14 protein-coding genes and 1 riboswitch are annotated in these 12,183 nt (G+C 42.0%); of the genes, 1 reads left to right on the top strand and 13 read right to left on the bottom strand.

What is annotated here, in order from left to right; all coding sequences use genetic code 11:
- Nucleotides 1–3 precede the first annotated feature (3 nt).
- The gene (gene ilvN, locus NQ550_RS07190; RefSeq protein WP_008704845.1) at nucleotides 4–501 is read right to left on the bottom strand and encodes an acetolactate synthase small subunit; all 498 of its coding nucleotides are present in this window, start codon (nucleotides 499–501) and stop codon (nucleotides 4–6) included.
- Between the two features lie 228 nt (nucleotides 502–729).
- Nucleotides 730–1,782 carry a tyrosine-protein phosphatase gene (locus NQ550_RS07185; RefSeq protein ID WP_020993720.1) on the bottom strand — a complete coding sequence of 351 codons (1,053 nt, stop codon included), beginning with the start codon at nucleotides 1,780–1,782 and terminating at the stop codon, nucleotides 730–732.
- 396 nt (nucleotides 1,783–2,178) lie between these two features.
- Between NQ550_RS07185 and NQ550_RS07180 the strand changes: the two genes are divergently transcribed.
- Nucleotides 2,179–3,123, top strand: a complete 945-nt coding sequence (locus NQ550_RS07180) for an AEC family transporter (protein WP_025580981.1) — start codon at nucleotides 2,179–2,181, stop codon at nucleotides 3,121–3,123.
- Between the two features lie 17 nt (nucleotides 3,124–3,140).
- Here NQ550_RS07180 and NQ550_RS07175 read toward each other — a convergent pair whose 3' ends face one another.
- From NQ550_RS07175 to NQ550_RS07125, 11 genes are all read right to left on the bottom strand, one after another.
- Nucleotides 3,141–3,950 (bottom strand): HAD family hydrolase, encoded by an 810-nt coding sequence (locus NQ550_RS07175; protein ID WP_025580980.1) that lies wholly within the window; start codon nucleotides 3,948–3,950, stop codon nucleotides 3,141–3,143.
- Nucleotides 3,951–4,003: 53 nt separating this feature from the next.
- Nucleotides 4,004–5,272, bottom strand: a complete 1,269-nt coding sequence (locus NQ550_RS07170) for a M18 family aminopeptidase (RefSeq protein ID WP_025580979.1) — start codon at nucleotides 5,270–5,272, stop codon at nucleotides 4,004–4,006.
- 290 nt (nucleotides 5,273–5,562) lie between these two features.
- The gene (locus NQ550_RS07165; RefSeq protein ID WP_008704853.1) at nucleotides 5,563–5,889 is read right to left on the bottom strand and encodes a cupin domain-containing protein; all 327 of its coding nucleotides are present in this window, start codon (nucleotides 5,887–5,889) and stop codon (nucleotides 5,563–5,565) included.
- Between the two features lie 136 nt (nucleotides 5,890–6,025).
- Nucleotides 6,026–6,916, bottom strand: a complete 891-nt coding sequence (gene folK / locus NQ550_RS07160) for a 2-amino-4-hydroxy-6-hydroxymethyldihydropteridine diphosphokinase (protein ID WP_330671127.1) — start codon at nucleotides 6,914–6,916, stop codon at nucleotides 6,026–6,028.
- Nucleotides 6,917–6,934: 18 nt separating this feature from the next.
- Nucleotides 6,935–7,744, bottom strand: coding sequence for a dihydropteroate synthase (gene folP, locus NQ550_RS07155; protein WP_025580976.1), 810 nt, complete (start codon nucleotides 7,742–7,744; stop codon nucleotides 6,935–6,937).
- A gap of 39 nt (nucleotides 7,745–7,783) precedes the next feature.
- Nucleotides 7,784–8,281 carry an HD domain-containing protein gene (locus NQ550_RS07150; protein WP_242833693.1) on the bottom strand — a complete coding sequence of 166 codons (498 nt, stop codon included), beginning with the start codon at nucleotides 8,279–8,281 and terminating at the stop codon, nucleotides 7,784–7,786.
- The gene (gene folE, locus NQ550_RS07145) at nucleotides 8,278–8,835 is read right to left on the bottom strand and encodes a GTP cyclohydrolase I FolE (RefSeq protein ID WP_022381439.1); all 558 of its coding nucleotides are present in this window, start codon (nucleotides 8,833–8,835) and stop codon (nucleotides 8,278–8,280) included. Before folE ends, NQ550_RS07150 begins: the two co-directional genes overlap by 4 nt.
- Nucleotides 8,836–9,128: 293 nt before the next feature.
- A riboswitch (THF riboswitch) is annotated at nucleotides 9,129–9,225 on the bottom strand.
- 116 nt (nucleotides 9,226–9,341) lie between these two features.
- The gene (locus NQ550_RS07140; RefSeq protein WP_025580974.1) at nucleotides 9,342–9,755 is read right to left on the bottom strand and encodes a hypothetical protein; all 414 of its coding nucleotides are present in this window, start codon (nucleotides 9,753–9,755) and stop codon (nucleotides 9,342–9,344) included.
- Nucleotides 9,756–9,770: 15 nt separating this feature from the next.
- Entirely contained in the window at nucleotides 9,771–11,300 is a 1,530-nt protein-coding gene (locus NQ550_RS07135) for a Y-family DNA polymerase (RefSeq protein WP_025580973.1), read from the bottom strand.
- Nucleotides 11,301–11,336: 36 nt separating this feature from the next.
- Nucleotides 11,337–11,792 (bottom strand): YaiI/YqxD family protein, encoded by a 456-nt coding sequence (locus NQ550_RS07130; RefSeq protein ID WP_025580972.1) that lies wholly within the window; start codon nucleotides 11,790–11,792, stop codon nucleotides 11,337–11,339.
- Between the two features lie 13 nt (nucleotides 11,793–11,805).
- On the bottom strand, nucleotides 11,806–12,174 hold the full coding sequence (locus tag NQ550_RS07125; protein WP_025580971.1) for a VOC family protein: 369 nt from the start codon (nucleotides 12,172–12,174) through the stop codon (nucleotides 11,806–11,808).
- Nucleotides 12,175–12,183: the final 9 nt, after the last annotated feature.

Raw genomic sequence — 12,183 nt, 5'->3', positions numbered from 1 at the left:
TCATCAGAAATAGGTTACATCCTGCGAACCTCTTGATAAACCGGTCATTCCTGTACGTGCAAGTTCGAGAATCTCGTAATCGCCCATCAGCTCAAGAAATGCCTCCAGTTTATTATGGTTACCTGTCATCTCCAGTATCATGGAATCCACACTTACGTCTGCGACTTTCGCATGGAAAACATCCGCTATGGAAATGAGTCCCTGTCTCTGCTCCGGTTTCGCAGCCACCTTGATCATCATTAATTCATGGCATACGCTGTTGTCCGGCTCCAGGATCTTAATATCTCTTACATCTACAAGCTTGGCAAGCTGATTCGTGATCTGCTCCAGAATCAGTTCATCCCCGCTGCACACAACGGTAATTCTGGAAAAACGCTCGTCCGCTGTTACACCTCCGGTAATGCTGTCGATGTTATAGCCTCTGCGGCTGAATAATCCAGATACTCTGGTTGTTACACCTGCAGTATTATCTACTAACAGGGATAATACTCTCTTCTGCATGTCCCACCTGCTTTCAACGTGTACATTTTCACCACGTTAATATAATAAATAGCTCGTATGGTTACCATTATATCAATAATCGTGATTTTGTCAATAAATTTTTCGCACAAAAACAAATGTCTTTCTGTGACGTTACTGTTCACTTCGTTCCCAGCAACACGCTTCGCGGGATATTACCAGTGAACAGTAACTCTATGATAACTTTTGTAAAAACATCAAATCAACTGCCTATATCAGATATTTATTTCTGAACTCTTCGATCATTTTCGGTTTCAGATAAAATACGGTCTGGAAAAACTTTTCCATAGAACCATAAGTCTTTTTCACTGTTTCAAAAACAGCAGCCAAATACTCCTCTTTTACATTATATATAATTGGAAGCTTCTCGGTCATTTTCTCATCTGCCTCCGGCCAGGTCTGTACAAGTCTCTGCATATATACCAGTTTGGGCTCCATATAACGGTTTGTGCGCAGATAGTCTTCATATATCACATCTTCCTCCACCCCCAGCAGACTGAGCAGAAAAGCAGTCCCGATCCCTGTACGATCCTTTCCAGTTCCGCAATGCCACAAAACAGCACCTTTTTCCTGCCTGAAAAGAATATCGATAAACTTCGCATACTGTTTCAACACCAGCTGATCCATGCATAAATTCCTGTACTGTCTGATCATATATTCTTCCATATCATCCGGGAGTCCTGCAAGCATTTTCACAAACTGTTCTCTGTTGCTGATAACCTGCACATCCTCATCCACAACCGGTACATGGTAGTATTCTACTTCTGCTATAATAGTATCCGGTTTACATTTTCTCTCTTCTGCCGAACGCAGGTCGATCACCGTCTTCAGATTGTATTCTTCTCTGAGTCTGTTCTTATCGCTCTCTGAAATGTGATAAAGTTCCCCGCTTCTCAGAAGCCTCCTCGGCAGGATGTGTCTGTCATCAGCTGTAACGATCGCACCCAGATCTCTGGTATTCGGCAGACTATGAAGAGATATCCTGCCGCCCTTCGGGAAACCTGTTGCCATATCCGGGTTTAATATCTTAAGAATGCGGATACACTCATGGATCTCTTTTTCTGTCATATCGAACTTGTATCTCTTCTTACGTCTGGTAACAATTACAAGATAATTTACACTCAGCTGTCTGTCATCACCTTCATCTGCTCCCTCTTTTCGCATATATGCCCATACAATGTCTTTACATGGAAGATTGTTTATCATCATATGTCTGGTAAAAACCAGAAATCCATCTTCTATCCTTATCTTTCCATATTTCATGATCCACCACTCCACTGTCTGCAATTTTATTACTGTTCACTCTGCTCTTAGAGCGTGTCTGAAAAATCATTCCCGCAATCTGCAAGGCATACTGAACAGCAACCATTTTTTTCAGAATAACACAGAAATCGGAATTTGACAATTCCTGTCAAACGTTTATAATCATGGTGTTATTGTGATAGTTACTGTTCACACACCACCGTCCCGCGAGGTGTTTTGGCATGAATATGCCAAAATCCCGAGACATACAAGCCAAAATTCCATTGCCGCAGGCAATCTGGAATGAATTTTGGCTACGTTACTGTGAACGGAGTGAACAGTAACTTGTGATATAGCAGTCACCTTATGAACCGTACTTTTTGTACAGAAATCATTTTTTTGAAAGGATTTATGAAAATGGAGAATCTTATTTTCTGTCTTAATGCTACAATCCCGATTTTTCTCACCCTGATGCTCGGGCTCTTTTTTCGGAAGATCGGACTCTTTGATGACACCTTTGTCAGCCGTCTGAATAAGTTCGTATTTAATGCAGCTCTGCCTGCGCTTTTGTTTCTGGATATTGCAAAGTCAGATTTCTACAGTGTGTGGAATACGAAATTTGTATTGTTCTGCTTCTTTGTCACACTGATCAGTATCGGAATTTCCACAGGACTTTCCTATCTGCTGAAACCGCGAAATATCCAGGGTGAATTTATCCAGGCTTCTTACCGGAGCAGCGCTGCGATCCTTGGAATTGCAATTATCCAGAATCTTTACGGAAACGCAGGAATGGCACCGCTTATGATCATCGGAAGTGTGCCGCTTTATAATGTGATGGCAGTTATAACACTGTCACTGTTCGCTCCCGGCGGCGGTAAACTTGATACCGCAAAGCTTATCCGAACCCTGAAAGGAATCGCCACGAACCCTATTATCCTTGGTATCCTGACAGGTATGGTGTGGTCACTGCTTCATCTGCCAATGCCAACAATTCTGAATACTGCCGTAGATAATCTCGGAAAAACAGCGACTCCTCTTGGGCTGATGGCCATGGGTGGCGCACTGAAATTCGGCAAGGCATTCGCAAGACCGAAGCCACTGATCGCATGTACCTTTCTGAAGCTTGTGGGATATGAAGCTGTATTTCTTCCACTGGCTGTGCTTCTGGGATTTTCCCATGATATGCTGGTTGCGATCATTATCATGCTTGGTTCTGCCACTACTGTAAGCTGTTATATCATGGCCAAAAACATGAAGTATGACGGCGATTTTACTTCCGGTGTGGTTATGACTACCACTCTATTAAGCTCCTTTACCATGACAATCTGGCTCTATATATGCAAAAGCCTGGGACTCATCTGATCCCAGGTTTTTTGTGTTTATATCAGCTTCAGATATTCCAGTCCGTTTCTGATTCCATAATGGAACATATCCTGTGTAATATGATCAGCCAGAGCTTTTATTTTCTCCGAACCATTTCCCATGGCAACCTTCACCGCCGCATATTCAAACATGGCGAGATCATTATTGCTGTCTCCAAACACGATCGTATCCTCCCATGGAATATCAAAGAGTCTGCACACTGCCGAGATCCCCACTGCCTTGTTAAAGCCCTTTGGGACAAGTTCAATGGTGGTTCCCGCAATCCCTGAACCACTCTCATGACGGATAATGTCATAATACTCACTCAGTTCCCTGCAGGCAGCTTCTGCATCACAGCCCTTTATCATTTTGGCACTGATCTTATTAATGCGCATACAATCTTCATTTCCCCTGATGGGACGCCATTTAGATCCTAAAGATTCTGTGATCAGATCCGTATACCAGTTCACATCTGTATTATATTCATCCTTATCATAATACATGAAATCTGCACCTTCCATAACCGGGACCAGACCATATCTGCGCAGGATTTCCACTGACTTTTTTGCAACTTCCGGGGGCATCTCTTTATTAAAAAGACGTTCTCCATCCTTTTCAATGGTAGCCCCGCAGGCACTGATCATACCGGTAAACGGAAGCTCTTCCAGATACCAGGAAACAAAGGCCCTGCTCCTGCCTGTGCAAAGCCATGCGTCATGACCGTTTTCTCTTAATTTCTTCAATGCCTCCTTTGTGCTCTGGGGTACACCCTTTTCCATATCGCAGAGTGTTCCGTCTGCATCAAAAAACACTGCTTTTCTGTTCACTTTCTTATCTCCTGATTTTTATATTTACGTTTATCTGCCAGTGTGCCGACAAGCTATGCAAAAAATACTGTCGCTGCCTTAACCAGGCTCTCTGTATCTTTCGCACCTGTTGTTTCATATACAGAGTGCATGGCAAGCTGTGCCAGACCGATATCCACTGTTTTCACAGGAACCTGGGTATTGGAAATATTTCCCAGCGTGGATCCGCCTGCCATATCCGAACGGTTCACAAAGGTCTGGTACGGCACCTTTGCCCTGTCACAGATATCCTTGAAAATTGCAGCGGACACTCCATCTGTACAATATTTCTGGTTTGCATTGTACTTGATCACGATTCCCCCGTTCAGCACCGGACGGTTTACCGGATCTGTCTTATCCGTATAGTTTGGATGGAGAGCATGGGCATTATCTGCAGAAATCATAAAACTGTCTGCAAGTGCCATATAATATTCCTCCTGGGTACGTCCCAGTCCCATATTGATCCGCATCAGAGTATCCTTCAGGAAAGCAGAAGCAGCGCCCTGTCTTGTACTGCTTCCCACTTCTTCATTATCCAGCACACAATGTACAGAAATGCTTTCTTCACGATTTCCCTGCAGGAATCCCTCCATAGAAGAGAATGCACACTGCAAATCATCCAGTCTGGGTGCAGAGACAAATTCCTCATTTACTCCCCACAGAGTACCCGGAGTTCTGTCATAAAGAAACAGATCATGTCCCAGAATATCTTCTGTCTTTACTTCTGCGGCCTCAGCCACAGTTTCCATAAATCTGCCCTTTCCTTCCTTATCGCTGAAAAGAGGCAGCATATCCTTCTGCACATTATATTTATATCCGTCATTTACTTCCCTGTTCATATGAATGGCAAGATTAGGAAGAACCAGCAAATCTCTGTCCACAGTCACCATCTTCTCTCTGATTTTTCCATCCTGACGGACGATCAGCCTTCCTGCCACTGACAGAGGTCTGTCAAACCACGGAGACAGAATCATTCCACCGTAACGCTCCACATTCAGTTTGATATAAGCATTCTCCACCTCTATCTCAGGATTCTCCTTGATCTTAAGGGAAGGGGAATCACTGTGGCTTGCCATAATATGAAACTTCCACACAGGCTTCTGCGGAATGGAAAAAGCTATGATCGCAGAATGATTTCTGGTCACATAATAATTTCCGCCTTTTTTAAGCTTCCAGTGATCCTCCTCTTTCAATTCTTCAAAGCCTTCTTTGTCAAGCCTTTTGGTCATCTCCGTCACTGCCTGAAATGCAGTGGGGCTTTTCTCTATGAATTTCAGTAACTTCTTTGCTGTTTTTCTGTACATAGTTTGATTCTCCATTTGAATGATTAATCAAGCGGATATTCGCAATCCGCTTCGCTACTTGCTCATAATCGAATAACTGCTTCGCAGTTTATCAGAAGGAGCTTGCACTCCTCCTGATACAAGCAAGTCCCCACCCACTGCTTATTACTTTTCGCAATTGAAGCAGGGGACTTACTTAATTCGGCTAAAATGCTACCTGATTTATACTGTTTCTTATTATAATCAGTCTGTCCTGGTAATAAAAACAGCAGTCATTATTTCCATAAGAAATATGTGCTGCTGCTTTTATATCAGTCTTTAATGATCAGAGCCATAAAAACCAGATCTGTATTTCCTGTATTTGCAAGTGCATGTCCATGATTGTCCGGTGTGAATGTAATATCTCCGGCTTTTACCGGACGATAGGTACCGTTGTCATTGTATTCGCCCTGTCCCTGTAAAATATAATAGGTTTCACTTTCTCCATGATGTTCATGATATCCCAGTGAACATCCCGGCTCCAGAGTTACCTGTGCATACAGTCCACATTTACCATTCAACTGTTCTGCATCAAGGATTTCTTTGATGATTACGTGACCATTTCCACCTGCCATGTGTTCTTCGCGTCTGATTTTCATAATTTTTTGCCCTCCTGTAGATGTTTTCTCTTTTATAGAATTTCCATTGAATATATCATAGCACTGTTTGTAAAAAATGGCAAAGTAAATATCAATGGAACATTCAAAAAAATATCGTTACTGGTTACTGTTCACTTTATTTTGCAGTATTTTCAGATTTGTTCAGAAGGCTGTCCAGAAGCTGCGAAATGGTCTGATTTAACACAGGATGTCGCAGATACGGAGCAATCTGATTCATTGGTACAAGAACAAAATCGCGGTTGTGCAGATCAATATGAGGAATATGAAGATCTGGCATATCAATGATTTCCTGATCATAAAACAGGATATCCAGATCCAGTGTTCTCGGTCCCCAGTGGATGATACGTTCTCTGTTTGCCTCCTGTTCTAACTGATGCAGTCGCACAAGCAATTCCTCAGGAGTAAGAAGTGTCCGCATTTTCAGGACTCCATTTAAAAATTCATCCTGATCAGTAACTCCGTAAGGTTCTGTGATAAGATAATCGGAAATTGCCTCTACACGGCATCCTTTTGTCTCTGCCAGACCACGGATTCCATTGTCTATATACATCTTTTTATCACCCATATTAGAGCCAAAAGCAATGTAAGCAGTATGCCACTTCCGCGTGATTTCCACAGATACGGTTTTCAGAGGAAGACCAACCGGTGCCCAGGGCTTTTCGATCTTCAGAGTGATTTTTTCAAGTCCGGAAAGAGAGCAAAGAAGCATTTCTGCAAGATTCTCTGCAAGAGATTCCAGAAGTTTATAAGTATGTTTTCTGGTGAAATCAGTAATCATATGGCTGACTTCGCCATAGTTTATGGAGGCAGACAACTCATCAGTTAATCCCGCCAGACGTGTTCTGGTAAAAAGCGTGGCAGAAATAACAAATTTCTGTCCCAGAACATTTTCCTCGGGATATACACCATGGTTTGCAAAAATCTCCAACTCTTTAATTTCTATTTTATCTAATCTGGTCTCATCCATAACAGCAAATCCTTTCTGTATGTTGTTTATATTTACCATCTGTTTTGTGCCAGTAATTTATCTGCGTCCCAGGATTGCTTCTGTCATCTGGATCACACGCTTGTTTTCTTTAACATCGTGGACACGAACAAAAGAGCATCCCTTCATTACGCCAATTACACTGGTAGCCAAAGTCCCCTCCATGCGCTGATCTACAGGAAGATCCAACGCCAGTCCAATCATGGATTTGCGTGATGTACCAAGGAGAACCGGAAATCCCAGATTCTGAAAAAGCTCCAGGTGATTCATTGCTTCCAGATTCATTTCAAATGTTTTTCCAAAACCAATTCCCGGGTCAAGCATGATTTTTTCATCTTTAATGCCAGCCTGTCTTGCAAGATTGACACATTCCTGTGTTTCGGCGAGCATATCAATGAGAAAGTTTTGATATTCTGTATTAGATTTGTTGTGCATCAGACAACAGGCCACATCATATTTTGCGATCACAGCTGCCATTTTCGGATCATATTTTAATCCCCAGATATCGTTAACCAGGTCAGCTCCTGCCTGGATAGAGCTTTCAGCAACACTGCTCTTAAAAGTATCTACAGAAACAGGAATGTCAAAATGTTTTTTGACCGCTTCAATAACAGGAAGAACTCTCTGCGCTTCCTCATCAGCACTGACAGGTGTATGACCGGGACGTGTAGATTCGCCTCCGATATCAATAATATCTGCACCATCAGCAATCATTGCCTCTGTATGTTTCAAAGCTTCATCCATATGATTCCATTTGCCACCGTCAGAAAAGGAATCAGGGGTAACATTTAGAATTCCCATTATGTAAGTATGATTCTTAGTATCAAAAAAACGGTTTCCAATTTTCATGAGCAGAGCCCATCCTTTCTTTTATGCTTATGAAGAAGATCAGTATTCAATTTTCATATTTTTTTTATCATCAGACCAATAGCATTCAGAAGCAGCGGAACATAAAAAACAATTTCTGGACTGCTTATCCGCTTTATAAAGAAGTGCTGCCAGCGTACTGCGGGAATCTCCTTTTCGGTGATGTCCAATGGAAGACAGAATCAGTTCTTTTTCCTGTTCTGTAAAGTGCAGATCTGTCAGAATTTCCCGTGCGATTTCTACTCCTGCAATATCATGGGGAATGTTGTACTGATATTGCTGTGCACGTCCGATATCATGAAGAAGTGCTGCTGCATAGATAAGCTCTTTGGGCAGCTCCAGATGTTCCTCCAGTGCATAAATGTACATCAACCGTGCAACATCCAGAAAATGTTCAGGGGTATGACGGCAGAAGATCCGTTCACTCTCAAGTTCCTGTATTTTTTTATAATGTTCCTGATAAACCAGGTGCCTCCAGATCTGATTGACACGATCCATATCTGAAAAATTGTTATTCATCCTTTTACCATAGAAAGGAACATTTTCTGCAGTTCCTTATCTTCTGTAAACGCACCACGGGTTACAGTAGTGATCGTTTTGCTACCTGGTTTTTTTATTCCGCGCATGGTCATACAGGTATGTTCCGCTTCCAGCATTACCATAATTCCTTTTGGATCCAGAGTACGCTCCAAAGCATCTGCGATCTGAACGGTAAGCCGTTCCTGGATCTGTGGTCTTCTGGAATAAACCTCTACTGTACGTGCCAGTTTGCTCAAACCGGTAACTTTGCCGTTGGGGATGTATGCAAGATGAGCTTTTCCATAAAAAGGCATCAGATGATGCTCACACATGGAGTAAAATGTGATGTCTTTTTCCAACACGATTTCATTATTTTCTACAGGAAACTGCTTTAACAGATGCTGGTCCGCTTCATGACCAAGACCTCCGTAAATTTCTTCACACATGCGGGCAATCCTGTCAGGAGTATCAATCAGACCTTCCCGTGTGATATCTTCACCGATACCTTCCAGAAGCAGACGGACTGCCTGCTCAATTTTCGCTTTGTCAACCATTAAAAAATAACCTCCTTTGTATTTTTGAAATGGAGATTATCCTTTTGACCAAAGTCAAGCGGATATTCGCAATCCGCTTTGCTACTTGCTCATAACCGAATAGCTGCTCCGCAGTTTATCAGAAGGAGCTTGCACTCCTCCTGATACAAGCAAGTCCCCACCCACTGCTTATTGCTTTTCGCAATTGAAGCAGGGGACTTACTTGATTCGGTTAAAAAGGATATCTCCAATTGTGATAGAATGTATGTCGAAAACATTCCCTAACACAATATGAGATATCCTCTTATATTGTTTGCAACGGGTGCGGATAATATACCGTAAGACGCACTTTTCGTTTCAGTGACAACTCCCCATTCACCGAACACTTGACGCATAAAATCCTATTTTGCATATCATTCATTTCGGTATTCAGTATACCATGTAATACGATAATAGAAAAGGTTTTTTCTGACTTTTCAGAATAATTTTTTCTGTTTTCACTTTTCCCAGTGAAACATTTTTCGCATTTACCACTCTTCACATTTAATATCACTTATCTGTTCGATTGGAATGACCGTTTGATCTGTCATGATCATGGTATGCTCATATTCATCTACCTTTTTTACAATACCAGAATACGTAACATAGGATCCGCCGGCTTTTTTTGCATCGGGAATAAAATAAGTTATCGATACATTCTGTTCTATACCGATATTATTTCTGATTATATTGATTTTTTCATTCAGCTGAGCAATCACTTCCTCGCTCAGTTCCAATCTTTCATCGGTTAATCTTGCTGTTTCTTTTATCGCAGCATCATGCCCGGTCAGAGCCGCAAAAGGAGCAAATTGTGCTGCCCGATCCCGAAGTGGCATTTGCGGATGATTCTTAGAGACTGGATGTGGCAAATTGATGATATCTTCATAAGAATTATTTTTCATCCTTTTCCAACTCCTTTACGCCTTATGTCCGCCAATTTGTTCATTTCTGTCCCTGGCGGTTGCACCTTCCTGAAGATTCATTCCCTTCAGTACAGCGTTTTTTCCAAATTTCTTCTTGATACTGAGCATTGCCTCCTGCATACGTTTCTCACGATCCAACGCATCCTCTTCCTCTTCCTGCTTTTTCCTTTGTGCCTCATAATCCGTAAAAAGATCCAGCTGCTCATACAATTCTTCTCTCTCTACAGAGCTTTCATCCACAAGCCTGTTCGCTGTGATATTAATTCTTCTGATAAGCAGGTTTCTGTCAACAATCCCGTCATATAGTTCTATTACTGCATCCGTTATCAGTTTTGTTGAGGAAGTCTGCCGTTTCAGATTGGTCGTTCCATGTGCGTGTTTCGGAATTCTTCTTCCATAACGGTCGATCGTAACCTCTCCATGATACTGCTTTTTCCTGTCGGCATTGTTCAGATTCTCAATATCATAACCAACTGTCAGCACGATCTGATCTGTGACAAGCTTCTTATCCACCAAATCCAAAACCATCTGGTCCGTCATCTCTTTGACGACTAATTTTGCTTTTTCAAAGTCATAAGGACAATGAAGTACCTGCCCGGAACAAACACTGTTCGTTTCCGGTTTGTAAGCCTTGACCATTTTCATTGTACAGGGCTCATATCCCCAGGCATGATCGATCAGCAGCTCTGCATTAACGCCAAACAGTTTATATAGCAGATCTTCGTTATATAATTCATTCTCTTTTCCGATGGAACATCTGGCAATATCACCCATCGTATAAAGGCCATATTCTTCCAACTTCTTTGCATATCCCTTTCCGACTCTCCAGAAATCAGTAAGAGGTCTGTGGCTCCAGAGTTTCCTTCGGTATGACATTTCATCCAGTTCTGCAATTCGTACACCATCTTTATCTGCTTTAATGTGCTTCGCCACGATATCCATCGCAATCTTACACAGATACATATTCGTTCCAATTCCGGCAGTTGCCGTTATACCTGTCGTTTTCAGCACATCCTGTATCATGGTCATTGCAAGTTCCCTTGCTGTCATATTATAAGTATGCAGATAATCCGTTACATCCATAAATACTTCGTCAATCGAATACGGGAAAATATCTTCCGGTGCAATATATTTCAGATAAATGCTGTAAATTCTGGTGCTGTATTCCAGATAAAGAGCCATCCGGGGAGGCGCAACAATATAATCAATCTCCAGTGCAGGATTGGTATCTAATTCTGTACTGTCATCAGAAGAACCAATAAATGTTCTGTTCGGTGCTTTCCACCTGCGAGCGCTGTTGGCTTCTTTTACTTTTTGAACAACCTCAAATAAACGAGCCCTTCCGGGTATCCCATAACACTTTAAAGCTGGAGATACCGCAAGACAGATAGTTTTTTCTGTTCTGCTTTTATCCGCAACCACAAGATTAGTCCTCAAAGGATCTCTATTTCGCTCTTTACATTCCACAGACGCATAGAATGACTTAAGATCGATTGCAATATAGGTTCTTTCCTTTTCCGTCATTCTGCACCTCCCAATTCTCCTGTGTTCCGTTTGTGATTATTTCTCCTTATCCATTGCCATATGTATCATTTTTTCAAAAGACGCTCTGAAATGCTCATCATCTTCTGCTGTTCGTTTTCGTGGTCCTTTTAAGTGATTCTTTCCGGATGCCCTTCGTGCCTTCTTATTCAGATGCCGCTCCATAAGCATCTGGTCAATATTCTCATTGGTATACCATTTCCCGGATTGATGAATCGCATATGCGCCCTTTCCAAGAGCCATTGCCGCCACTCCATAATCCTGCGATACAACAACATCGCCTTTATGACAAATGCTGATCAGTTTATAATCCACTGCATCTGCTCCGGCTCCAACTACGATCACTTCACTGTAATCAGATGATAACACATGATTGGCATCACACAACAACGTTACCGGAAGATTGTGCTCTTTTGCAGCTCTTTCAACAATACCGACTACCGGACAGGCATCTGCATCAACAAAAATCTGCATATTTTCTCCTACTTTAATTATACCTGAATGGAGTGCGAACCTCAATGAGATTACCACTGGGATCATACAGCCTTACAAGTTTCTGGCCACCTGCAAGTTCTGTCAATTCTGTGGCATATCGAACGGAATACTTACCAGATTCATATTTTGCAATCAATCCATCTATATCAAATTCCTCGAAATACAGTTCCATCATGTTATTGAATGGCGTAGAAGTCTCATCCAGCGTCTTCCCCCATAGACCGGCATCCTGCAAAACAAGTCCCTCCGATAAGATCACATTACCTTCATTCTTAAGAATCACTTGCAGTCCAAATACGTCCCTATAAAACTTTATGGATTTTTCTATATCATCCACCACGATCAATACATTTTTCAGCATATCCGTCAC

Origin of the sequence: Blautia wexlerae DSM 19850 (assembly GCF_025148125.1) — a bacterium.
Classification (GTDB): Bacteria; Bacillota; Clostridia; order Lachnospirales; family Lachnospiraceae; genus Blautia_A; species Blautia_A wexlerae.
This window is presented reverse-complemented; position numbering and strand designations above follow the sequence as displayed.